The following is a 24406-nucleotide window of genomic DNA, read 5'->3' as shown; positions in this document are numbered from 1 at the left end:
CAAAGAGCGCTACAGGGATAAGAAAGTACAACGTTGTTGCTTGTTTGTTGATACATACAATCATTACCCATCGATTCGCTTTTTACGGCAAACCGATCAATAAATAATCTTTACTTCTTCCAGATTGTTAAAGAACGAAACAGCTTTGATCGCTAAAAGATCAAATCTAAACCCCGAGGCTTACATTTGTACTTTCGAATAAAACGTGGTGGAGGATGACGGGATCGAACCGACGACCCCCTGCTTGCAAAGCAGGTGCTCTCCCAGCTGAGCTAATCCCCCTGAGATTTTACTAATTAGCTGGTAGGGCTGGTTGGACTCGAACCAACGACCCCCGCGTTATCAACACGGTGCTCTAACCAGCTGAGCTACAGCCCCAACGCGGTGCTACTACGACTACTGTTTCTTCTTAATTAAACAGCCGATAAGTGTGAACATTTGATGCGTGAATCATGACTGATTCGTGCAAACTCTAGAAAGGAGGTGATCCAGCCGCACCTTCCGATACGGCTACCTTGTTACGACTTCACCCCAGTCACGAATCCTACCGTGGTAAGCGCCCTCCTTGCGGTTAAGCTACCTACTTCTGGTAAAACCCGCTCCCATGGTGTGACGGGCGGTGTGTACAAGACCCGGGAACGTATTCACCGCGACATGCTGATCCGCGATTACTAGCGATTCCAACTTCATGCAGTCGAGTTGCAGACTACAATCCGGACTACGATACACTTTCTGCGATTAGCTCCCCCTCGCGGGTTGGCGGCGCTCTGTATGTACCATTGTATGACGTGTGAAGCCCTACCCATAAGGGCCATGAGGACTTGACGTCATCCCCACCTTCCTCCGGTTTGTCACCGGCAGTCTCATTAGAGTGCCCTTTCGTAGCAACTAATGACAAGGGTTGCGCTCGTTGCGGGACTTAACCCAACATCTCACGACACGAGCTGACGACAGCCATGCAGCACCTGTGTACTGGTTCTCTTTCGAGCACTCCCCAATCTCTCGGGGATTCCAGCCATGTCAAGGGTAGGTAAGGTTTTTCGCGTTGCATCGAATTAATCCACATCATCCACCGCTTGTGCGGGTCCCCGTCAATTCCTTTGAGTTTTAATCTTGCGACCGTACTCCCCAGGCGGTCTACTTCACGCGTTAGCTGCGTTACCAAGTCAATTAAGACCCGACAACTAGTAGACATCGTTTAGGGCGTGGACTACCAGGGTATCTAATCCTGTTTGCTCCCCACGCTTTCGTGCATGAGCGTCAATCTTGACCCAGGGGGCTGCCTTCGCCATCGGTGTTCCTCCACATATCTACGCATTTCACTGCTACACGTGGAATTCTACCCCCCTCTGCCAGATTCTAGCCTTGCAGTCTCCAATGCAATTCCCAGGTTGAGCCCGGGGATTTCACATCAGACTTACAAAACCGCCTGCGCACGCTTTACGCCCAGTAATTCCGATTAACGCTTGCACCCTACGTATTACCGCGGCTGCTGGCACGTAGTTAGCCGGTGCTTATTCTTCAGGTACCGTCATTAGCAAGAGATATTAGCTCTCACCGTTTCTTCCCTGACAAAAGAGCTTTACAACCCGAAGGCCTTCTTCACTCACGCGGCATTGCTGGATCAGGCTTTCGCCCATTGTCCAAAATTCCCCACTGCTGCCTCCCGTAGGAGTCTGGACCGTGTCTCAGTTCCAGTGTGGCTGGTCGTCCTCTCAGACCAGCTACTGATCGATGCCTTGGTAGGCTTTTACCCTACCAACTAGCTAATCAGATATCGGCCGCTCCACGAGCATGAGGTCTTGCGATCCCCCACTTTCATCCTTAGATCGTATGCGGTATTAGCGTAACTTTCGCTACGTTATCCCCCACTCTAGGGTACGTTCCGATATATTACTCACCCGTTCGCCACTCGCCACCAGAGCAAGCTCCGTGCTGCCGTTCGACTTGCATGTGTAAGGCATGCCGCCAGCGTTCAATCTGAGCCAGGATCAAACTCTTCAGTTTAATCTCTGTTACTTTGCCCTTTTACAGGCACCATCATTGCTGATGGGTCGCTCACTCAAAAAACTGACAGGCTACTTCCGAAGAAGTATCCTATTTCATTATTTCTTGTGAACATTTGATATTTTAAGTTTTACGCTGCTTGCGCAGCGCTGCACTTACATCAAATGCCCACACTTATCGACTGTTAATTGTTAAAGAACTGTATTCGGTGCTACTTTCGCGCTATCGACAAATCGTTGTGTTTGTCAGCTGCGAAGAAGGAAGAGTATGAAGCGTTTGCAGCATTTCGTCAACCTTCTTTTTCTCCCCGTTTTACTCTGCAACACCATGTTTTGTGTGCGTCGTTTTGCGAGGAGGCGAATCATATCAAAGACCGTCGAAGTTTGGCAAGCGCTTTTCCAGGAAAGCGTGCATGCCTTCTTTTTGCGCCGGCGTGCCGAAGGCGGCCTGGAACAAACGGCGCTCGTAGGCGACACCATCGGTCAAGGTGGTTTCAAAAGCGCGGTTGACGCAATCCTTGATCATCATGGCCACCGAGGTCGGCATGGCGGCAATGGTCTTGGCGGCAGCCAGGGTTTCTTCCAGCAATTTATCAGCCGGCACCACGCGCGACACGAGGCCGATGCGTTCCGCCTCGGCAGCATCGATGGTGCGCGCCGTCAGCAGCAGATCCATGGCCTTGGCCTTGCCGATGGCGCGCGGCAAGCGCTGCGTGCCGCCCGCGCCTGGCGTGACGCCGACCTTGATTTCCGGCTGGCCAAATTTGGCGCTGTCGGCGGCGATCAGGAAATCACACATCATGGCCAGTTCGCAGCCGCCACCAAGCGCATAGCCGGCCACCGCGCCCACCACGGGTTTGCGCACACGCAAGATATGCTCCCAGTTGCGGCTGATGTAACCCTGGGTAAAGGTGTCCGGATAGGTGTAATCGGCCATGGCGGCGATATCGGCGCCGGCGGCAAATGCTTTTTCGCTACCCGTGAGGACGATACAGCCGATATTCTCGTCCGCATCGAATTTGAGCAGGGCGTCGCCCAGCTCATTCATCATGTTGTCGTTCAAGGCGTTCAAAGCCTTGGGGCGGTTCAGGCGGATGACCGCCACTTTGTCCTGGATGTCGATGATCAGGTCTTCGTATTGCATGGTGTCTCCTCTCGATGAACGGTGCAACGATTGTAGCGGCTAACGGCAGCGGCGCGGCAGGTGCGCTGCTATTATTGTGAGTCCGATCATCTTTATCGAGCAGCGTATTTTCTCTTCCTTCTTCCAGTACTGCGCCCGTTACCTGCGCGGCGACGGCAGCGCCGCCAGCGTCAATTTCCGCCGCCTGTGGTTCAGCAACGGCCTCAATTGCTTCGGCGCCCAGATCACCTCGCTGGCCCTGCCCCTGTGCGCGGTATTGTTACTACATGCGACGCCGGAACAGATGGGCGTGCTCGTCGCCTTGCAGGCGCTGCCGTTCGCCCTCTTCGGCTTGCCCGTCGGCGTGCTGCTGGACCGGCGCAGCAAGCACCCGATCATGCTGTTCAGCGAAAGCATGTCCGGCCTGGCCCTGGCCAGCGTGGCCGTGGCCTACTGGTGCGGCGTGCTGTCGATGCCATGGTTATATATAGTGGGGTTCATCATCGGCACGGGCTTCGTCGTCGGTGGCGGCGCCGAACAGGTGTTCCTGACTTTCCTGGTGGGCCGCGACGGCTTGATCGATGCGCAATCAAAGTTTGCCGCCACCGAATCGGCTTCGCGCCTGATCGGTCCCGGCCTGGCCGGCGTGCTGGTGCAAGTGCTGTCGGCGCCCGTCGCCATCCTGTGCACGGCGTGCGGCTATCTGGTTTCCGTCTGCAATTTGCGCGCCATGAGCGTGCGCGATCCACGGCCGGCGCCGTCTGACAAGCACGCCTTGCGCGACATCGCCGACGGCTTGCTGTTCGTCTGGCGCGAACCGCTGCTGCGTGCACTGGCCTGGGGCGCCGGCATCTGGCACTTCCTGTTTTATGCCAGCATGGCATTGACGGTGCTGTTCGCCACGCGCGACCTGGGCATGAGTCCTGGCGTGCTGGGCATGACGCAGATGCTCGGTGGCGCCGGCGTGCTGCTCAGCGCCTTCATCGTCAAGCCGCTGACGCGCCGCTACGGCGCCGGCCGCACCATCCTGATCGGCCTGGCATCGACCTCGCTCTGTTTTGCCCTGACGCCCACGATTCCCGCCGCACTGTTTGGCAGCGCGGCCGCCAGCGCCGTGGCCTATGCCATATTGATGTTCTTTTTCGATTGCGGCGTGATGCTGTTCTTCATTCCCTACCTGGGCCTGCGCCAGAAGGTCACGCCCGACCCCATGCTGGGCCGCATGACGTCGACCATGCGTTTCCTGACGGTGGCGACGGCGCCGCTGGGCGCGCTGGCCGCCGGCTGGGTAGCGGAACACTTCGGCGTGCGCACTGGCCTCGCTTGCATCGCGGCTGGCAGCATTGTGTTGACCGTCGCGATGGTGTGGGGCACGCCGCTGCGTAGCGTGCGCACCTGAAGCGGTGAACGGGAATACACTGGCAAAAGATTGCTTTGGCGACACTATTCACGCCAAAGCCTATGAGGTTTGATTTATATCAAGGTTTTAATTGATGTAAATCCATAAGCTGTCTTACATCACTTGAGGAGCACGCTATGTTTAACACCATCTTATTTCCCACCGACGGCTCGCCGCTGTCCGACAAAGCCGCCGAGACCGCCCTCGCCTTCGCCCAATTGAACAAGGCCAAGCTGGTCGCCATCAGCGTGGTGCAGCCGTTCCCGTTCTCGCCGATGGCCGACGGCGGCATCGTGCTCGACGCCAGCCTGTATGAACAGCAGATGCAGGAAGCGTCGCAACGCGCCATCGACAAGATCGGCGAGGCGGCAAGTGCCGCAGGCGTGCCTTTCGAAGGCGTGGTCGCCGTGTCGCCGAGCCCGCACGATGAAATCGTCAATGCGGCGCAAACCTACCATTGCGACATCATCCTGATGGCTTCGCATGGCCGCAAAGGCTTGAACAAGTTGTTCGTGGGCAGCGAAACGCAAAAAGTGCTGGCCCACACGCACCTGCCAGTGATGGTACTGCGCTAAGTCACACCACGAACTGCCCGGCGACGCTTTCCCTAGCGCGCCGGCGCCTGCTTCGGCAACAACACCCACACGGCGCCGCTCTGCTTCATGCGGCCCGCATTCTCGGCCGCTTCCGCGCCAAAACCAAAGAAATAATCGACCCGGATCGGCCCGCGGATGGCGCCGCCCGTATCCTGCGCCATCACCAGGCGCTGCATGGGGATCTCGCTATTGGCTTGCGTGGTGGACAGGAACACGGGCGCACCCAGCGGCAAAAAGCGCGAATCGATGGCCACCGAGCGCTGCGGCGTCAGCGGCACGCCCAATGCGCCCTTCGGTCCCACTTTCGGATCGGGCAAGCGCTCTTCCTTGAAGAAGACATAGCTGGGATTGGCGTTGAACAATTCATCCTTGCGCGTGGGATGGCCGGCGATCCACGCCTTGATGCCCTGCGCGGACGCCTGGCTCAGGGTCAGCTCGCCCTTGTCGACCAGGTAGCGGCCGATCGATTTATACGGATGACCATTCTGGTCAGCGTACGCCACGCGCACGGTTTCCTGCGTATCGGTCAGCTGCACGCGCCCCGATCCCTGTACTTGCAGGAAAAAGGCCTCGACTTCGTCATCCACCCACAGCAATTCCTTGCCCGTGACGGATGTGGCGCGCTCGATGTCAGCGCGGGTCGCGTACGGCACCACCTTCTTGCCGACCAGCTTGCCCCGCAAGCGCATGTTTTTCAATTCCGGATACACGCCGGACAAATCCACCGAAACCAGGTCGTCGGGCACCTTGTACAGCGGCGTCTGGTAGGGACCGCCCCGCTTGCGCGCCCCGTGCAGCAAGGGTTCGTAGTAGCCGGTCACCAAACCAGTACTGGCACCATCGGCCGTGACGACTTGATTGGGCACAAAGAAGGTCTCGAAGAACAGGCGGATGGCCTTGTCGCTGTCCGCATTCACCTGGCGCGCAATCGTGCACGATTCCTTCCAGTCCGGACGCTTGACCAGCACGCCGCACGAGGCCATGAAGGCGGGCCAGGCGGCGCGCATGTCGTCGCGGGCCCAGCCTGGCAAGGCGGAAAATTTGGCGGGCACGAAGGTGGGCGCCGCCACATCCGCAGCGTCCTTGGCGTCGGCCGGTTTGGCCGGAACGGGCTTGACGACGGTCGGCGCGATGGGCGGCGCCTTGCCGCTGGCAGCGGGCGGCGCGGGTGGCGTGGTACAGGCGGACAACGCAAGCGCGACGGCGCCGATTGAAACGGGTAGACTACCGCGTGTCAACAGACGGCGGGTAAATACTAAGCTGCGGGTAAATAACATAGGAGTGCGTATGTGGATCTTGATGATAGAGGCGCTGGTGGCGTTCTTCTTGCTGGCATTTATAGTCTGGTGGACCATGTATTCGGGCAAAAAGCCCGCACCGCCGGCGCGCAAGCAGCTCAGTGAAGAACAGGACGCCACCGAAAAACTGAAGTAAGGGGGCAAGCCCCCGGCGTTTCCTTAATGCAGGGTACGCGGCACCGACAGCACGAATTCGGGGATTGGCGCTTCGAACTGATGGCCATCCTCGGCCACGCAAAAATATTCGCCGTGCATCGAACCTTGCGGCGTGCCCAGCATGGTGCCGCTCGTGTATTCGAACTGCTCGCCCGGCTGCAGCAACGGCTGGTGGCCGACGGCGCCCAGGCCGCGCACCTCTTCCACCTTGTTGTTCGCATCCGTGATGACCCAGTGGCGCGAAATCAGTTGCGCGCCCGCCGTGCCCGTGTTAACGACGCGGATCGTATAGCTGAACACGTGCCGCCCCTGGTCCGGTGCCGATTGCTCGGGCAGGTATTGCGTCTTGACCGTTACCGTAAATTCATAAGTCGCCATCGTCATTCCTATTCAGACATTGCCAGTCATATTGTGTGTCGCGCGCGCCGCATAGGCCATCGCGCGCCGTGTATTCTGCGTTCCACCGTGCTTCAATGAGGCATGGTAACGGCGTCAAGCGTAAAATAGCGCATCTTCGCATTTTCTACTCTTAGCCCTAAGCCACCATGACAACATTCCGTATCGCTCCCAGCATCCTGTCCGCCGACTTTGCCCGCCTGGGCGAGGAAGTACGCAACGTCGTTACCGCCGGCGCCGACATCATCCACTTCGACGTGATGGACAACCATTACGTGCCGAACCTGACCATCGGCCCGCTGGTATGCGAAGCGATCCGCCCGCACGTGCAAGTACCCATCGACGTGCATCTGATGGTCAAGCCTGTTGATCGCATTATCCCGGATTTCGCCAAGGCTGGCGCGAACATCATCACCTTCCACCCGGAAGCGTCGGATCACCTTGACCGTTCCTTGCAGCTGATCCGCGACAATGGCTGCAAATCGGGCCTGGTGTTCAACCCGGGCACGCCGCTGCACTACCTGGAACACGTGATGGACAAGATCGACATCATCCTGATCATGTCCGTCAATCCAGGCTTCGGCGGCCAGTCCTTCATTCCGCAAGCACTGAAAAAAATCGCCGAAGCACGCCGCATGATCGACGAATCGGGCCGTGACATCATGCTGGAAGTCGATGGCGGCATCAAGATCGACAACATCGCCGCCGCTGCCGCCGCTGGCGCCGACACCTTCGTCGCCGGTTCGGCCATCTTCGGCAAGCCCGACTACAAGGCAGTCATCGACGCCATGCGCGCCGAATTGGCAAAAGTGACGGGCGCATGATGCAAGCGGGCACGGTGAAAGACCACGTACTGGCCGGCGTGCGCGCCGCCATCATCGACCTCGATGGCACGATGCTCGACACCGTGCCCGATTTCCATGTCGCCATCAACGGCATGCGCGCCGAACTGGGCCTGGCGCCCATCAGCGCCGACGCCATCAAGCTGATGGTGGGCAAGGGTTCGGAAAACCTGATCCGCACCGTGCTGGCGCTCGACTTCGATGCGGCCGGCGTGGAACAGCGTTTCGAGCAGGCGATGGACGGCTACCAGCGCCACTACCTGGCCATCAACGGCCAGTTCAGCACCATCTACCCGGACGTGGAAGCGGGGCTGGCGGCGATGCAGGCGGCGGGCTTGCGCCTGGCCTGCGTCACCAACAAGCCGATCGCCTTCGCCCTGCCTCTGCTGCAACAGAAAAACCTGGCACAGTATTTCGAGATCGTCTATGGCGGCGATTCGCTGCCGCAGAAAAAACCGCACCCCATGCCGCTGCTGCAAGTGTGCGCGGACTTCGACCTGGCACCCGCCAGAGTGGTGGCCATCGGCGACTCCTCGAATGACGCGCAAGCGGCACGGGCTGCGGCTTGCCCCGTCTTGACCGTACCGTATGGTTACAACCACGGACACTCTATACACGACACCGATTCCGATGGTATAGTAAATACGCTGCTCGAAGCGGCGCATTTTATAAGCATGCACAACAGACCAGCATACTGACCCACACCACATCGTGAACACGTTTCTCATCAAAAAACACAATGTCACCCAAACCGGCTCGATTGAGGCCTGGCTTTGGCGACGCTGGCAATCCTGGCAGGCCTGAGGGCCGAGCCGTGTAAGATTGCTGTCGGCTGCGCACGCGCGCCGGCAGGTTTTTTGATAACCCACCGCAGGATCTGTGCTTTGACAGCACGACGCACACGCGTACCCTGGCGGCATGGAGAGACACATGACCGAACTCGAATTCAAATCGCTGGGCCAGCAAGGCTACAACCGCATTCCCCTGATCGCGGAAGCTTTTGCCGACCTCGAAACCCCGCTCACCTTGTACCTGAAACTGGCGCAGACGCAGCAAGGCGGCAAGAACACCTTCTTGCTCGAATCCGTCGTCGGCGGCGAGCGCTTCGGCCGCTATTCCTTCATCGGTTTGCCCGCCACGACCGTGTTGCGCAGCTATGGCAGCCACACGGAAATCGTCAAGAACGGCGTCGTGATCGAAGAGCACGAAGGCAATCCGCTCGATTTCATCGAACAGTACCAGTCGCGCTTCAAGGTGGCCCTGCGCCCCGGCATGCCGCGTTTCTGCGGCGGCCTGGCCGGCTACTTCGGCTACGACACCGTGCGCCACATCGAGAAAAAGCTGGCCGGCGGCGCGCCGAAGGATGACCTGAACCTGCCCGACATCCAGCTGATGGTGACGGAAGAACTGGCCGTCATCGACAACCTGTCCGGCAAACTCTACCTGATCGTCTACGCCGACACCACGCAGCCCGAGTCGTTCTCGAAAGCGCGTCAGCGCCTGAAAGACTTGCGCATGATGCTGCGCCGCGGCGTCGATGCACCCGTCACCAGCGCTTCCGTGCGCACGGAAACCATCCGCGACTTTTCCAAGGAAGACTACCTGAAGGCGGTCGCCAAGGCGCATGAATACGTGATGGCGGGCGACCTGATGCAGGTGCAGATCGGCCAGCGCATCCGCAAACCGTATGTCGATTCGCCGCTGACCTTGTACCGCGCCCTGCGTTCGCTCAATCCGTCGCCGTATATGTACTTCTATAATTTCGGCGACATGCAGATCATCGGCGCCTCGCCCGAGATTTTGGTGCGCAACGAGACGAGGGCAGACGGCGGCAAGAAAGTCACCTTGCGCCCCATCGCCGGCACCCGTCCGCGCGGCGCCACGCCAGAGCGCGACGCCGAGCTGTCGGCCGAACTGCTGGCCGATCCGAAAGAGATCGCCGAACACGTGATGCTGATCGACCTGGCGCGCAACGACATCGGCCGCATCGCCGAAACGGGCAGCGTGCAAGTCACCGACCGCATGGTCATCGAAAAATACTCGCACGTGCAGCACATCGTCTCGAACGTGGAAGGCACGCTGAAAGACGGCCTGTCAAACCTGGACGTGCTGCGTGCGACCTTCCCCGCCGGCACCCTGACGGGCGCGCCGAAAGTGCGCGCCATGGAAGTGATCGACGAACTGGAAATCACCAAGCGCGGCATCTACGGCGGCGCCTGCGGCTACCTGTCGTTTGGCGGCGAAATGGACGTGGCCATCGCCATCCGCACGGGCGTGATCAAGGACGGCATGCTGTATGTGCAGGCCGCGGCCGGCATCGTGGCCGACTCGATCCCCGAATTGGAATGGCAGGAAACCGAAAACAAGGCGCGCGCCGTATTGCGCGCCGCCGAACAAGTGCAAGATGGCCTGGATGGGGAGTTTTAAGATGCTGCTGATGATCGACAACTACGACTCCTTCACCTACAACATCGTGCAGTATTTCGGCGAGTTGGGTGAAGACGTGCGGGTCTACCGCAACGATGAAATCACGATAGCACAGATCGAAGCGCTGAACCCGGACCGCATCTGCATCTCGCCCGGCCCGAAAGCACCGGCACAGGCGGGCATTTCGGTGGAAGTGCTCAAGCACTTCGCCGGCAAGAAACCGATACTGGGCGTGTGCCTGGGCCACCAGGCCATCGGCGAAGCGTTTGGCGGCAAGGTCATCCGCGCCAAGCAAGTCATGCATGGCAAGACTTCCCTCATCGCGCATACGCGCGTGGGCGTCTTCAAAGGTTTGCCCAGTCCCTTCACAGTGATCCGCTACCACTCTTTGGCGATCGAACGCGCCTCGCTGCCTTCCTGCCTGGAAGTGACGGCGTGGACGGACGACGGCGAAATCATGGGCGTGCGCCACCGGGAATACGATATCGAGGGCGTGCAGTTCCACCCCGAATCGATCCTCTCGGAGCACGGCCACGCCCTGCTGAAGAATTTCCTCGAGCGCTGATTCCCTGCGCACGCCACGGCGTGCCATCAGTGTCCTCCTGCGCCATCATTGAAGAAGGAAGCATCATGCCGATCACCCCACAAGAAGCCCTGCTGCGCTGCATCGAACACCGCGAAATCTTTCACGACGAAATGCTGTACCTGTTCCGCCAGATCATGTCCGGCGAAATGTCACCCACCATGATCGCGGCGCTGACCATGGGCCTGCGCGTGAAAAAGGAAACCATCGGCGAAATCGCCGCCGCCGCGCAAGTGATGCGCGAGTTTTCCACCAAGGTGCCCATGGCTGACACCACCAACCTGCTCGACATCGTCGGCACGGGCGGCGATGGCGCGCACACGTTTAACATTTCCACCGCCTCGATGTTCGTGGCGGCGGCCGCCGGCGCGCGCGTGGCCAAGCATGGCGGGCGCAGCGTCTCGTCCTCGTCCGGCAGCGCCGACGTGCTCGACTCGCTGGGCGTCAACATCAACCTGCAGCCCGAGCAGATCGCCCAGTCGATCGCGCAAACGGGCATCGGCTTCATGTATGCGCCCAACCACCATGCGGCCATGAAGCATGCGGCGCCCGTGCGCCGCGAACTCGGTGTGCGCACGATCTTCAATATCCTCGGTCCGCTGACCAATCCGGCCGGCGCGCCGAACATTCTGATGGGCGTGTTCCACGCTGACCTGGTCGGCATCCAGGTGCGCGTGCTGCAGCGCCTGGGCGCGCAGCATGCGATCGTCGTGTATGGCCGCGACAATATGGATGAAGTGTCGCTCGGTGCGGCCACCATGGTCGGTGAACTGATCAACGGCGAAATCCGCGAATATGAAATCCATCCGGAAGACTTCGGCATGTCGATGATCGCCAGCCGCAACCTGAAGGTGGCCGACTCCATCGAGTCAAAAGCGAAGATGATGGAAGCGCTGCGCGGCGAACCCGGCGCCGCTGCCGACATCGTCGCCCTGAACGCGGGTACGGCGCTGTACGCGGCCGGCGTGGCCAGCTCGATCGAAGACGGCCTGGCGCGCGCGCGCACCGCCGTCAGCTCGGGCGCCGCCTTGGCAAAACTGGAACAATTCGTGCAGGTGACGCAGCAGCTGGGCACCCCGGCACAAGCGTAAGTCCTCCGCCCTCCCTTATAGAATAGCGACCATCATGTCCGACATACTCGATAAAATCCTGGCCGTGAAGGCCGACGAAGTGGCCAAGGCCAAAGCCCGCCGCAGCCTGGCCAGCCTGCGCGGCGACGTGGAAAGCGACGGCGCCCTGCGCGCCGGTCTGCGCGGTTTTGAAGCTAGCCTGCGCCAGCACATCGCCGCCGGCAAGCCCGGCATCATCGCCGAAGTCAAAAAAGCGTCGCCATCGAAAGGCGTGATCCGCGCCGACTTCCGCCCGGCGGACATCGCCGCCAGCTATGCCCAGCATGGCGCGGCCTGCCTGTCCGTGCTGACGGACGAACAGTTCTTCCAGGGCAGCGTGGCATACCTGCAGCAGGCGCGCGCCGCCTGCGCCATTCCCGTGCTGCGCAAGGACTTCATGGTGGACATGTACCAGATTTATGAAGCGCGCGCCATGGGCGCCGACTGCATCCTGCTGATCGTCGCGGCGCTCGACCATGGCTTGATGGCGGAGATGGAAGCATGCGCCCACGAACTGGGCATGGGCGTGCTGATCGAAAGCCACGATGGCGACGAACTGACGGCGGCCCTGAAACTCAAGAGCGCGCTGATCGGCATCAACAACCGCAACCTGCGCACGTTCGAGACGTCGCTGGACACGACGATTAATCTTTTGCCGCGCATCCCGCAAGACAAATTGATCATCACGGAATCGGGCATCCACAGCACGGCCGACGTGCAACGCATGCGCGACGCGCACATCCACAGTTTCCTCGTGGGCGAAGCGTTCATGCGCGCGCCAGACCCCGGCGTGGAACTGGAACGCCTGTTCAGTTAAAGCATGGTAGTCTGGCAGGCATGAGACACGCGATCATCGTCCTTGCCACTGCTGCCCTGCTGTCGGCTTGCCAGACTGCGGCCCCGCCGGCGACGCGCACGCCCGCAGGTACGCCCCCTCGCACGCCGGCCGCGATACAGCTGGCCGCGATACAGCTGGCCGCCAGCATCGACGCCTACAAATCGCTGGTGGCGCAGCAGATCATGGCGGCCAACGGTGCATACACGTTCAGCGGGCGCCTGCCGCCCATGTTGCCGGCCATCGTCGTGCTCGACCTGAGCGTTGGCCCCGACGGCGAGCTGAAAAGCGTGCACGTGCACCGTTCGCGCGACGGCGAAGCATCGGCTGCGGCGCTGGCCGCCGTACGGCGCGTGCCAACCCTCTTTCCGCCAGCGGCACATCTGATGCGCCGCCACGCCAAAACCTTCGATTTTTCCGAAACCTTCCTGTTCAACGAACAGTACCGATTCCAGCTGCGGACATTGTCCGGTCCGCAGTAAGCGCAGCGGCATCGAGTTCGATGCGGTCACGCCCCCGCTCCTTGGCCAGGTACAGGGCCGCATCGGCGCGCGACAGTAATTCTTCCAGCCCCTCCAGCAGCGATGCCTGGCAAGCGACGCCGATGCTGACGGTACACGAAGGCAGTTCCGCATGGCTGGACTCGCGCAGCAAGGCGCGTATGCGTTCGGCCACGCCCAAGGCATTATGCACGGGCATATCCGGCATCAGCACGACGAACTCCTCGCCGCCGAAACGCGCCACGCAATCCGATTCGCGCAAGGCGCCTTTGATCACGGTGGCCACATGCGCCAGCACCTGGTCTCCCACCGCGTGACCGTAGCGGTCATTGATCGATTTGAAGTAATCGAGGTCGATGCTGAGCAGCGTCAACGGCAAACGGCGGCGGCGCAGATTATCTATCTCGCGTGCATAGGCGTCGCCAAAGCCGCGCCGGTTCAGCACCTGCGTCAGCGGATCGTGGGTCGAGCGGCGCTCCAGTATCTGCTGCAGGCGGCGCGTCGCCACCGTCATGAAGCCCACGGTCAGCAGCAGCGCCATGAAATTGGCGACCGCCAGATAGATGCCGGCCGGCGTGCCTGCCACCGCCAGGTTCACGCTGGCGCCGCCATGCAGCAAGGCCGACATGCCGCGCACCAGCACCACCAGGGCTTGCATCAGCATCAGCACGCCAAAGAAAAAACTCGAGAAATGGCGCTCGCCATGGCGCCACACCAGTTGCACCTGGCGCGCATACAACAGGAAGACCAGCAGGGAGAAAACCGCCACGCGCGCCGAGAAATCGGGGCGCGCCAGTAGCCACCAGCTATTGCCGGCGATGGCCAGGGCAAGTATCAGCAAATAGGCACGGCGGCTGGGCGCCAGGCCAAAGAATTTCTCCGTGCCCAGCATCGACAGGCCGATGCCGGCCACCAGCGCCGCATTGGCCGCGATCATCGACAATGCCGGCGGCAGTACCTCGCGGGTGCCAAACAGCAGCGACGCGCATACCAGCAACAGCAAACCGGCCGCCCAATGCCCCAGGCCATGCACCTCGCGCCGGAAACTGCGATACACCGAGAACATGACGATGCTCATGGCCCCGCACATCAGGGTCGTCATCAGCATGATCGTTCGTGGATCGAGGGTTTGCACGTTGGGCGCGATCTAAAAGAAACAGTTCGGCAATTTTAGTTTAGTTGAAGGAAAATTAGTTCATTTGCGGTAAATATGATGGCACAGCGCCAATACGGGTGGATAACTTGCATTTAAGAAGTTGCATCCTGAAATGAAAAACCGGCCATAACGGCCGGTTCTCTGTCTTAACGCATGTTCATCAGCATGAGCGTCATGCGGCGCTAGGACGCTTTGGCCCCGTGGCTTTCTTTGGCGCCGGCAGCAGTGTCAAGCTGACGCTAGGGACGCGGTCGCCCTGCAAGACGGTGGCAAACGTCATCAGCTCGTCGCGGCGGAAGGCGTGGATGGCCACCCTGGCGCCGACGGCATAACGACCCAGCAAGGTGTCCAGGTTGGAACCCGTCACGCGCAAGCCATCGACAGCCACCAGCACGTCGCCTGCCGACAGGCCGGCCGCGTGGGCGGCGCCGCCCTGGTGCACCTGCGCCAGTCTGGCGTCGTTGCCGTCGCGGCCCAGAGTGACGTCGAGGCTGGGCTTTTCCGCCTTGCGCGCGTCGCTGTATTTCACGCCGAACGGCGCCAGCAGGCGCGCCAGCGGCACGTCGTCCGTACCGCGGATGTAGCGCTCGAAGAACGGTTTCATGCGCGTGCCGGAAACTTCATCGAACAGGGCTTCGACCTCGGCCGGCGTCACGCCGCGCGCTTTACCCTTGTAGAAATCGCGGCCATAGCGCTGCCACAGCGCCTGCATCACGTCGTCCAGCGATTTCTCGCCACTCGTCTTGCTGCGGATCGTCAGGTCGAAGGCCAGCGCGATCAGCGAACCCTTGGTGTAGTAGCTGACGATGGCGTTCGGCGCGTTTTCATCCTGGCGGTAGTACTTGCCCCAGGCGTCGAAGCTGGAATCGGCCACGCTTTGCTTGCTGCGGCCGCTGCCACGCAAGACGCTGTTGACGGTTTTCCCCAGCAGCTTGAAATAGGCTGCCTCGTCGATCAGGCCAGCACGCACCAGCATCAGGTCGTCGTAATAGCTGGTGAAGCCTTCGAATAGCCACAGCAGCGGCGAATAGCTTTCCGCCTGCAGGTTGTACGGCGCAAAGGCGGCCGGCTTGATGCGCTTGACGTTCCAGGTATGGAAGTACTCGTGGCTGCACAGGCCGAGGAATTTCAGGTAGCCGTCGCCGATCTCCGTGCTGATCGACGCCGTCGTCGGCAAGTCGGCGCGGGCGCAGATCAGCGCCGTCGAGGCACGGTGTTCCAGGCCGCCGTAACCGTCGCCGACGGCCATGGTCATGAACACATAGCGGTCCATCGGCGCTTTTTTCGTCTTCGGCTCGAAGAAGGCGATCTGCGTTTCGCAGATCGCTTTCAGGTCGCGGCACAAACGGTCCAGGTCCAGGTTCGGCACCTTGCCCGTGACGACGATATCGTGCGGCACGCCATGCGCCTTGAAAGTGGCCAGCGCGAAGTCGCCCATCTCCACCGGGTGGTCGATCAGCTCATCGTAGTTGGCCGCCTGGTAGCTGCCGAAACCATAGCGCTTGGCCTTGAGTTCCGGCAGGGTGGTGGCGACTCGCCAGGTCTTGCAGGCCGCATCCTTCGGCTGCACGATGTGCACTTCATGTGCGTCGGATTCCTGGCCCAGCACGCGCAGGAACACGCTGGTGCCGTTGAAGAAGCCGTGATTCTGGTCCAGGTGCGCGGCGCGCACGGACAAATCCCAGGCGTAGACGTCGTATTCGAGCGTCAAGGCGCCCTTGCACGGAGCGGCTTGCCACGAATGCTTGTCCAGTTTGGTCAGCGCCACGGCCTTGCCCTCGGACTCGGCGCGGATGCTGACGATGTTGCGCGAAAATTCGCGGATCATGTAGCTGCCCGGGATCCAGGCCGGCAAGGAAAAGACCTGGCCGATGGCGGCTGGCGACTTGACCGTCAAGGTGACCTTGAACATGTGGCCAGCCAGATCAAGGGCGGCGATGCTGTAGATGATGCCGGCGGCGGGCGCCTTGGCGATACTTTTTTTAATTGGAGCTTTTTTCATGTTTTTCTCGTGTCTGGCATGGGTGTTCTAAAGTCGCCCGGGCGTGCCATGCACCGGCGACAAATCGTCAGGTGTATCAATATCGCGCAAGATGCCGCCGTCGTCCACTGTCACGTCGCATACGGCATGGCTGTTGACGATGCTGCGCGCGCCCTGGTCGCCATCGAGCGCCAGCAGCAGCGGCAAGTAAAAAGCGCTGAACGCGACAGGATTGCCGCGCCGCCCCTGGAACACGGGCACGGCGATGCGCGCGCCAGCGCCGATGGCTTGCGACAAGGCGGCGATTGTAGCCGCTTCCACGAAAGGCATGTCGCCCAGGGCGATCAGCCAGCCCGGCGCGCCGCGCACATAGTCGATGGCGCAGGTCAGCGAGGCGGCCATGCCCGTATCGGCGTCATGGCAGACGCGCACCTCGCAGCCCAGCGCACCGAGCGCGCGCGCCACCTGCGTGTCGTCGGCACGCACCACGGCCAGCACGCGCGGCAAGGCCGCCAGCATGTTCATCGCTGCCGCCACCACGACAGGCAAGCCCGCATGCGAGCCTTCCGTCAACGGCTGCAATAATTTGTTCTGTACGCCGGAAGGGTCGAACCTGCGTCCCCTTCCGGCTGCCAGCAAGATGCCGACCGTACTCAAAAAACTGCTGCCGTCATGCGGCCGCCAGGTCGAACGGCAGCTTGCGCAGGCGCTTGCCCGTCAGGGCAAACAGCGCATTGGCAAACGCAGGCGCCAATGGCGGCACGCCCGGCTCGCCCATGCCCGTCGGCGCGTCGCCCGACGGCACCAGGTGTACCTCGATCACCGGCATGTCGGGCATGCGCGGCACCGGGTAGTCGCCAAAGTTCTGCTGCTCCACCACGCCATCCTTGAGCGTGATGGCCGCGCCGGGGATGGTCATGCCCAGCGCCATCAGCGCGGCGCCCTGCACTTGCGCCTCGATCGTCAGGGGATTGACGGCCAGGTTGCAATGCACGCCCGCCCATACCTGGTGCAGCCTGGGCGCAACTTTGACCACCGACGCCGTCACCACGTAGGCGACCACGGAATTGAACGATTCATGCATGGCCACGCCCCAGGCCTGCCCCTTCGGCAGCTTCTTCTTGCCATAGCCTGACTTGGCCACGGCCAGGTCCAGCGCGGCGATGTGGCGCGTGTGCTTCGCGTCGATCAGCTGCTTGCGGTAGGCGACGGGGTCCATCTTCGCCACATGCGCCGCCTCGTCGATCAGGGTTTCCATCACGAAGGCCGTATGCGTCGAGCCGACGGAACGCCACCACAGCACGGGCACGTTCGCCTTGGCCGTGTGCACGGACAGCTTCATCGGCAGGGTGTACGGCTCGCCCATGCCTTCGACCATGGTGCCGTCGACGCCATTTTTCACCATGAAGGCTTCGAACGGCGTGCCGGCCATGATGGACTGCCCGACGATGGTGTGGTCCCAGGCGAGGATCTTGCCTTTGCCGTCGAGGCCGATCTGCGCGCGGTGTACATGCGACGGCCGGTAGTAGCCGCCCTTGATGTCATCCTCGCGGCTCCACATCAGTTTTAACGGACCGCTCTTGCCCGCCGCGCGGTACGCCTTGGCGACGTTGACGGCTTCGACCACGTAGTCGGACGAGGGCACGGCGCGCCGGCCGAAGCCGCCGCCGGCCATCATCGTGTGCAGGGTCACCTGTTCGGGTTTCAGGCCCGAGGTGGCGGCAATCGCTGCCTGGTCACCCGTCTGGAATTGCGAGCCGACCCACATCGTGCATTTGTCGTCCTGCAGGTCGACGACGCAATTGAGCGGCTCCATCGGCGCGTGCGCCAGGTAAGGGAACTCGTACACGGCTTCGATCTTTTTCGGCGCCTTGGATAATGCGGCGACATCGAATGCGCGCGCCACCGTGCCCGGCGTTTTCGCCAGCGCCTTGAAGGCCACCAGTTGCTGGTCGCTGCTGACCTTTTCCACGGCGTTCGTATCCCATTCGATCACCAAAGCGTCGCGTCCCTGCTTGGCGGGCCAGTAGCCGTCGGCAATCACCGCCACGCCGCTGCCGCCACGGTCGGTCTTCACTTCCAGCACGTCCAGCACGCCCTTGATGGCTTTCGCCTTGCTGGCGTCGAATTTCGCCACCTTCGCGCCAAACACGGGCGGGCGCGCCACCATGGCCACTTTCGCGCCGGGCGGCTTGAAGTCGATGCCGAACTGCTGTTTTCCCGTCGATTTGGCGGCCGCGTCCAGGCGTTTCACGGGCTGGCCGATGATGACGAAGTCGCGCGGGTCCTTCAGCTTGACGCTGGAAGGTACGGGCTGGCGCATGGCCGCGTCGGCAAGTTCGCCATACGTCGCCTTTTGCCCGCCGGGGCCATACAGCACGCCCTTGGCGGCGCGCACCTGGTCGGGGCTGACCTTCCACTGTGTGGCAGCGGCGCCCACCAGCATGGCGCGCGCCTTGGCGCCGATTTCGCGGTACTGCGTGAACGAATGGGCGATGCTGCCCGAGCCGCCCGTCATCTGCATGCCGTAGGCGGCATCCTTGTACTGCTCGCCGGCGGGCGCCAGCGCGCCATGCACCAGACTCCAGTCGGCGTCGAGTTCCTCGGCGATCAGCATGGGCAAGCTCGTTTGCACGCCCTGGCCAAATTCCAGCCGGTTCACCTGCACCGTCACCGTGTTATCGGGAGCGATGTGCAAAAACGCGTTCGGCGCATACACGGGCTTGGCGGGAGCGGCATCGGCCGCCTGCGCCAGCTTGCCGGCACCGGGCAGGAAAAAGCCCAGCATCAAGCCGCCGCCGGCCACCGCGCCGGCCTTCATGAAACCGCGCCGCGACACGCCATCGGCCGCGCCAACCACAGCCACCGGCACCGCTGCCAGCGCCGCGCCCAGGGTCACGCCGCCATGCTGCAATGCTTCCTGATTCAACCATTCGATACGCATGTCGCTCTCCTCAGGCCAGGGTCTTGGCCGCGTCCTTGATGGCTGCGCGGATCCGTTGATAGGTGCCGCAGCGGCAGATATTGCCGCTCATGGCGCCGTCGATGTCGGCATCGCTGGGCGCCTTGTTGGTGCGCAGCAGCGCCGTCGCGCTCATCACCTGGCCGCTTTGACAGTAGCCGCATTGCGGCACGTCGTGGCGCACCCATGCGGCCTGCACGGCCTTGCCCACCTGGTCGTTTTCCATCGCTTCGATGGTGGTGATCTTTTGCGCGCCCACCGAGGAAATCGGCGTGATGCAGGAGCGGATCGGCTGGCCGTCGAGGTGCACCGTGCAGGCGCCGCACAGGGCCGCGCCGCAACCGAATTTGGTGCCCGTCATGTTCAGGTTATCGCGCAGCGCCCACAGGATGGGCGTGGAAGGATCGGCGTCGACCTGCGTGTCGCGTCCGTTGATATTCAAGGTAATCATCTGCTGCTTCCCCTCTTTGGATTGTTATGGCGTCTACGAACAACACTTGATGATACGACAGCGGAAAAAAACGCAAAAAAAAGCGCGCCTTGCGAGGGCGCGCCGTCCAGCCTTCCTGGCGACAGCCCGGATTACTTAATGGTCGAGAATTTCTGTTCCAAGGTTTTCGCATCGACTGCGCCCGGAATGCGGCTGCCGTCGGCAAAGAAGATGGCCGGCGTGCCCGAAACGCGCAACTGCTGGCCCAGGGCCAGGATTTTTTCATGCGGATTGGCGCACGTGGCGGCCACCGTGGCCGGCGCCTTGCCGTTCAACATCCAGTCATCCCAGGCCTTGTTGCGGTCCGGCGCGCACCAGATATTGCGCGACTTGGCGATCGAATCGGGCGACAGGATGTTGTACATGAAGGTGTAGACGGTGACGTTGTCGATTTCCTTCAGGGCGTTCTGGCGGAAGCGCTTGCAATAGCCGCAGTTCGGATCTTCGAACACGGCGATCACGCGCTTGCCATTGCCCTTGACGGTCTTCATGGCCGAGTCGAGCGGCAGGTCCGAGAACTTGATGCGGTTGACTTCGTCCAGGCGCACCTTGGTCAGGTCTTGCGACGTCTTGGCGTCGAAGACGTGACCGACGAACAGGTATTGCGCGGCCTTGTCCGTGTACAGGATGTCGCCACCGGTGCGCACTTCGTACAGGCCGCCGTATGGCGTTTCCTTGACCGAATCGACCTTGGCGCCTTCGCCCAGGCGCGGCTCGATCAGCTTTTTGATGCTCGCTTCCGTTGGCGTTTCCGCGCCGGCGCACGACATCATCAGGCCCGAGGCCAGTACCAATGCGATTCTGCTCATTTTGATCACTATCACTTCTCCACTTGTAACGCCCGGCGAAACTGGCAGGGAGCCCGGCGTCGTTATCTCTTTGATAAAACGATCGCCGCAGACCTGCTGCGGCGACCTTGAATTTTCACTGCTGCCATTATCCAGCGATATCTTAAGACTTCCTGATTTTCACTGATGCCCCAAGGCGTGCGCAATCATTTTTCGCTTCAGGGCCGGTAATTTATCCAGCAAGTTTAATCCCAAATTGCGAACCACGCGCAGCGGCTCCAGATCGGCGCCAAATAATCGCGCCAGGCCATCGGTGGCCAGCTGCATCAGCAGCACGTCTTCCTTGCGCGCGCGCGCATAGCGGGCCAGCACGCGCTCGTCGCCGATGCCGCGGTGCGCTTCGCGTTCGCTGATCGTCTTGACCAGCTGCGCCACGTCGGCAAAGCCCAGGTTCATGCCGTGGCCGGCCATCGGATGGACCACGTGGGCGGCGTCGCCGACCAGGGCCACGCGCGGCGCCACCATGGCGTGCGGGCGCATCAGGGTCAGCGGAAACGCGCGCACCAGTTCCGGCTGCAGCGGCGTGAGCTTGCCCAGTTTGTCGTGGCAATACGCGGCCAGGCGCGCGGCCAGGGCATCGGCCGATTCGGCCATCAAGGTATCGGCCAGCGCATCGGGCGCCGACCAGACGAGAGAGACGCGCTCGCCCGGCAGCGGCAGCAGCGCGACGATGCCTTCGCTGCCCGTAAACCACTGGTGCGCCGCGCCATGGTGCGGCTTTTCGCAGGCGAAGTTGCTGACCACGCCGCGCTGGCCATACGAGCGGTAATCGAGGCCGATGTCGCACTGGCCCCGCACCCACGACTGGGCGCCGTCAGCGCCCACCACCAGCGCACAGGTGATGGTGTCGCCGCCATCGAGGTGCACGATGGCCGAGTCATTCGTCCATTCCAGACGGCTGGCGCGGCCCTGCAGCACGCTGACGTTCGGCGCGAATTTCAGGGCGGCGTCCAGCGCCTGGCCCAGGTTGCGGTCTTCGATGATCCACGCCAGGGTACCCACATGGGCGCCGTAGGCGTCGAAACCGAGTCCGCCCGCCTGCGCGCCGTCGCCGTTGACCAGCATGGCGTCGACGGGCGCCACCCTGTCAGCCTCCAGGGCGCCCCACACCTTCAGCGACGACAGCAAGTCGTGCGCCGTGTGATTGAGCGCAAACACGCGCACGTCCCAGCTGGCTTCGACCGGCTTGGCGACCGAAGGGGATGCGGTCACCGGCGGGCTCGCCGGAGATAACAGGGTGACGCTTTGTCCTGCCTGGGCAAACGCCAGCGCCGTGGTTTTCGCGATGGCGCCATTGCCGACGATGCAAACGTCGCTGTGGCTGTGCATGAAGCGCCGCATGGTGGGGGAAGTGGGACTGTTCATGCGGTCATTATAGCGTTTGCCGCCCCCGTTTCAGCATGCTTGCGCGCCAGCGGAAACGGGGGAAGCCAAAGATTTTGACTATTCTTGATCCTGGCGCAGAAATGCCTGCGCCCGTTCCAGCACTTCATCGCGCCCGGCACGCAAGCTGGCCAGCGTGGGCGCGACCAGGATATGCGGCTGCACGCCCACTCTTTGCAGCTGGCGCCCATCCGCATGGCGCACCTCCAGGCCCGAATACCAGACATGGACATTTCCAGGAAGCACGACGTCCCGCAAGTCGCCATTCGCCCCCGCGCTGGGCGTACCGATGAAAGTGACGGGCGTGGCCGCCTCCACCATCAACGCCAGGTGTTCGGCCGCGCTTTGCGTTTGCTCGTTGATCAGCATGACGACCTTGCCGCGGTACAGCGGCCCTCGCGCGGGAAAAAGACGGTCCACATACGCCAGTTGCGCGCCATGGCCCGCTTCCAGCGGCATTGCCAGCTGCTGGTACGATGTGGAAAAGAAAGCGGCATGATTGACGTTCAGGCGCCTGGCGATGGCGCGTCCCGTCGCACGCGGGTAGCCGCGCATGTCGAGTATCAGCGCGCGGCTGTCCCGGATGGTATCGAACATGGCGTCGACGTCTTCGGGCGGCAATCGATCCAGGTCGACATAGGCGATGCCCTGTTCCACCCGCACGGCTGGCCAGGCATGGCGCAAGGGCCGCGCATCGCCCAGCGGCGTTGGCTCCAGCGTCACGCTGCGCCGCACCCCATCGCCGCCGGCGAGCAGCAGTTGCACCTTGATTCCGGCCGGGACGATCGACATCTCGTACATGGCCTTGCGCCAGTGGCCCGCATCTGACGAGGCGGCCGTCATGGTGCGCAAGCGCGCGAGGCGCACGGCCACGTCTTCGCCATCGATACTGATGATCTCATCGCCCGCGTGCAGCAGGCCAGTGCGTTCCAGCGCGGGGTCGGTCACGCCGGCCACCACGATCTGCCCGTCGATGCGCGCAAGCTGCACGCCAAGTCCGTGCGTGCGCTCGTTCCAGCCCAGTGCCCGGCTGGCCGTACCGACATGGCTGTCATCGAGATGCACCGCCATCGCCTGCAGCGCCAGCCCATATTCTCGGGCGTCGCGCACCTCCTCCATGCGCCGCAGGCAGACCCGCAAGGCCTCTTCCCAGGATGTATCCATCAGACGGCGGGCGGGGAAGTATTGATCCATGGTGGCCCACAGCTTGATCGCCGCCAGCATGCGCCACTCGCGCTGTGGAAAACGCATGTCGCGATACGCGGCATCGTCCTGCCGCACGGGATAGATGGCCGCTTGCACCACAGGCGCCACCTTGCGTGCGGGGTGTTCCTGGTGCGCCAGCAGCGCCAGCGCCGCCGTCACAGGCGCACTGCCCTCTCCCGTGGCGCGATCCTCGGGCAAGGTCCGGTCGGCATGCCAGAGCGCCACGCTGCCGTCTGGCCAGACCAGCTGGCCAGCAGAAAACTCCACCGGCAGGCCTTCGGCCAACCATAGCGTTTGCAGCGGGCCGGTCCGGCTGCGCCACGCCCCTTCCTCGGCCACGATGCGTGCGCGCCCCGCCCGCTGCAGTGCCAGCAAGGCGCCTGGCACAGGCTGCGTATCGTTCACGATTGCCACCATGGGCAGGGCGCGCGCACCGGCCGACGGCTGCAGGCGCTGCGTTTCCATCTGCATGAAACCGGGCGTGATGCCTTCCCAATCCTGCGGATCTTGCGGCCGTGGCCCCGTTGAAAAGCGGTAGCGTCGCGCCGGCGGCAACAGCGGATGGCCGATCAACCGGGCCAGCACGGCGTGCAGCATGACTGGCGGCGGCATGGACGGTACTTCAGCGATCGGGCGCAGGTCCAGGATCACCCGCCTGGCGCGCGCCGGCAGCACGAACGGCGCCGCATCGATCCGCATGCCCGGGTGCAGGTGCAGCAGCGCCGTATCGCCGGGCAGCCATTCCAGCACGGGGCCATCGGCCGGCCAGCGCACGAACTCCTGGCTTGGCACGCCAATGCGCAGCGCGCCGTCATGCAAAGGCGCCATCATGGCGGTGGCGGCGCCGCGCAAGCTGGCCTCGTCATCCTTGCCCTGCAGTTGCGGCAGCGCAGAGACCAGTGCGCGGTCCCAGTCGATGGCGCCATCGGCCAGGGCCGGATGCGTGGCGCGCGCCTCGCTCCACAGCCGCGCCAGCGCAAGCACGTCGCCCTCGCCCGCCTGCGCGGCAGTCATGTGCAGGACGAGCATGGACATGACTCCCAGTTGCCATTTCATCCTCTGACCTGCTTTCAATCGCTGCTCCCGCCGGTTCCGCCATGAAAAAGCGCC

21 protein-coding genes, 2 tRNA genes and 1 rRNA gene are annotated in these 24406 nt (G+C 62.2%); 10 read left to right on the top strand and 14 right to left on the bottom strand.

Translation table 11 applies throughout. The features are described 5' to 3' along the window. Positions 1-206 precede the first annotated feature (206 nt). The 4 genes from CLU91_RS19615 to CLU91_RS19600 form a co-directional block, all read right to left on the bottom strand. Positions 207-282, bottom strand: a tRNA-Ala gene (locus tag CLU91_RS19615). A 19-nt stretch (positions 283-301) separates the two neighbouring features. Further along, positions 302-378, bottom strand: a tRNA-Ile gene (locus CLU91_RS19610). Between the two features lie 98 nt (positions 379-476). After that, positions 477-2007 (bottom strand): 16S ribosomal RNA (locus CLU91_RS19605). Positions 2008-2373: 366 nt separating this feature from the next. After that, a complete protein-coding gene (locus tag CLU91_RS19600; protein ID WP_070282850.1) occupies positions 2374-3150 on the bottom strand; it encodes an enoyl-CoA hydratase in 777 nt (258 codons plus the stop codon). 76 nt (positions 3151-3226) lie between these two features. On the opposite strand from CLU91_RS19600, the gene CLU91_RS19595 reads away from it, so the two are divergent. Next, the gene (locus CLU91_RS19595) at positions 3227-4528 is read left to right on the top strand and encodes an MFS transporter (RefSeq protein WP_232730804.1); all 1302 of its coding nucleotides are present in this window, start codon (positions 3227-3229) and stop codon (positions 4526-4528) included. Positions 4529-4665: 137 nt separating this feature from the next. Continuing rightward, on the top strand, positions 4666-5103 hold the full coding sequence (locus CLU91_RS19590; RefSeq protein ID WP_100875477.1) for a universal stress protein: 438 nt from the start codon (positions 4666-4668) through the stop codon (positions 5101-5103). A 32-nt stretch (positions 5104-5135) separates the two neighbouring features. Here the strand turns inward: CLU91_RS19590 and mltA are convergent, their stop codons facing one another. Beyond that, on the bottom strand, positions 5136-6314 hold the full coding sequence (gene mltA, locus CLU91_RS19585) for a murein transglycosylase A (protein ID WP_332870895.1): 1179 nt from the start codon (positions 6312-6314) through the stop codon (positions 5136-5138). A gap of 97 nt (positions 6315-6411) precedes the next feature. Here mltA and CLU91_RS28285 point away from each other — a divergent pair, with 97 nt between their 5' ends. Further along, positions 6412-6558 (top strand): hypothetical protein, encoded by a 147-nt coding sequence (locus tag CLU91_RS28285; RefSeq protein WP_167468630.1) that lies wholly within the window; start codon positions 6412-6414, stop codon positions 6556-6558. 23 nt (positions 6559-6581) lie between these two features. On the opposite strand, the gene apaG is transcribed toward CLU91_RS28285, so the two are convergent. Continuing rightward, positions 6582-6956: a Co2+/Mg2+ efflux protein ApaG gene (gene apaG / locus CLU91_RS19580; RefSeq protein WP_034753698.1), complete on the bottom strand. Its 375-nt coding sequence runs from the start codon at positions 6954-6956 to the stop codon at positions 6582-6584. 167 nt (positions 6957-7123) lie between these two features. Here apaG and rpe point away from each other — a divergent pair, with 167 nt between their 5' ends. The 7 genes from rpe to CLU91_RS19545 all read left to right on the top strand — a co-directional run bounded on the left by rpe (position 7124) and on the right by CLU91_RS19545 (position 13252). Further along, positions 7124-7798, top strand: coding sequence for a ribulose-phosphate 3-epimerase (gene rpe, locus CLU91_RS19575; RefSeq protein ID WP_100875476.1), 675 nt, complete (start codon positions 7124-7126; stop codon positions 7796-7798). Further along, positions 7798-8514 carry a phosphoglycolate phosphatase gene (locus tag CLU91_RS19570; protein WP_100876815.1) on the top strand — a complete coding sequence of 239 codons (717 nt, stop codon included), beginning with the start codon at positions 7798-7800 and terminating at the stop codon, positions 8512-8514. The genes rpe and CLU91_RS19570 overlap by 1 nt, the downstream gene beginning before the upstream one ends. Positions 8515-8746: 232 nt before the next feature. Next, entirely contained in the window at positions 8747-10243 is a 1497-nt protein-coding gene (gene trpE, locus CLU91_RS19565; protein WP_100875475.1) for an anthranilate synthase component I, read from the top strand. 1 nt (position 10244) lies between these two features. After that, on the top strand, positions 10245-10808 hold the full coding sequence (locus CLU91_RS19560) for an aminodeoxychorismate/anthranilate synthase component II (protein ID WP_100875474.1): 564 nt from the start codon (positions 10245-10247) through the stop codon (positions 10806-10808). Positions 10809-10873: 65 nt separating this feature from the next. Beyond that, positions 10874-11917 carry an anthranilate phosphoribosyltransferase gene (gene trpD, locus CLU91_RS19555; protein WP_100875473.1) on the top strand — a complete coding sequence of 348 codons (1044 nt, stop codon included), beginning with the start codon at positions 10874-10876 and terminating at the stop codon, positions 11915-11917. A gap of 34 nt (positions 11918-11951) precedes the next feature. Continuing rightward, positions 11952-12752 (top strand): indole-3-glycerol phosphate synthase TrpC, encoded by an 801-nt coding sequence (trpC, locus tag CLU91_RS19550; protein WP_100875472.1) that lies wholly within the window; start codon positions 11952-11954, stop codon positions 12750-12752. A 20-nt stretch (positions 12753-12772) separates the two neighbouring features. After that, entirely contained in the window at positions 12773-13252 is a 480-nt protein-coding gene (locus tag CLU91_RS19545; RefSeq protein ID WP_100875471.1) for a hypothetical protein, read from the top strand. On the opposite strand, the gene CLU91_RS19540 is transcribed toward CLU91_RS19545, so the two are convergent. The 8 genes from CLU91_RS19540 to CLU91_RS19505 form a co-directional block, all read right to left on the bottom strand. Then, positions 13203-14378: a GGDEF domain-containing protein gene (locus CLU91_RS19540; protein ID WP_100875470.1), complete on the bottom strand. Its 1176-nt coding sequence runs from the start codon at positions 14376-14378 to the stop codon at positions 13203-13205. The two genes, CLU91_RS19545 and CLU91_RS19540, sit on opposite strands and share 50 nt — an antisense overlap. Positions 14379-14598: 220 nt before the next feature. Next, the gene (locus CLU91_RS19535) at positions 14599-16428 is read right to left on the bottom strand and encodes a M61 family metallopeptidase (RefSeq protein ID WP_100875469.1); all 1830 of its coding nucleotides are present in this window, start codon (positions 16426-16428) and stop codon (positions 14599-14601) included. 27 nt (positions 16429-16455) lie between these two features. After that, entirely contained in the window at positions 16456-17064 is a 609-nt protein-coding gene (locus CLU91_RS19530; protein ID WP_100875468.1) for a nucleotidyltransferase family protein, read from the bottom strand. 13 nt (positions 17065-17077) lie between these two features. After that, the gene (locus CLU91_RS19525) at positions 17078-19351 is read right to left on the bottom strand and encodes a xanthine dehydrogenase family protein molybdopterin-binding subunit (protein WP_100875467.1); all 2274 of its coding nucleotides are present in this window, start codon (positions 19349-19351) and stop codon (positions 17078-17080) included. Positions 19352-19361: 10 nt separating this feature from the next. Continuing rightward, complete coding sequence (locus tag CLU91_RS19520) at positions 19362-19820, bottom strand: (2Fe-2S)-binding protein (RefSeq protein WP_034753534.1); 459 nt, start codon at positions 19818-19820, stop codon at positions 19362-19364. A 131-nt stretch (positions 19821-19951) separates the two neighbouring features. Then, the gene (locus CLU91_RS19515) at positions 19952-20668 is read right to left on the bottom strand and encodes a DsbC family protein (protein WP_100875466.1); all 717 of its coding nucleotides are present in this window, start codon (positions 20666-20668) and stop codon (positions 19952-19954) included. A gap of 159 nt (positions 20669-20827) precedes the next feature. Further along, entirely contained in the window at positions 20828-22072 is a 1245-nt protein-coding gene (locus CLU91_RS19510; RefSeq protein WP_198521366.1) for an FAD-dependent monooxygenase, read from the bottom strand. A 78-nt stretch (positions 22073-22150) separates the two neighbouring features. Beyond that, on the bottom strand, positions 22151-24331 hold the full coding sequence (locus CLU91_RS19505; RefSeq protein ID WP_157814740.1) for a S41 family peptidase: 2181 nt from the start codon (positions 24329-24331) through the stop codon (positions 22151-22153). Positions 24332-24406 lie beyond the last annotated feature (75 nt).

Origin of the sequence: Janthinobacterium sp. 64, assembly GCF_002813325.1 — a bacterium.
In the GTDB taxonomy this organism is placed as follows: Bacteria; Pseudomonadota; Gammaproteobacteria; order Burkholderiales; family Burkholderiaceae_D; genus Janthinobacterium.
This window is presented reverse-complemented; position numbering and strand designations above follow the sequence as displayed.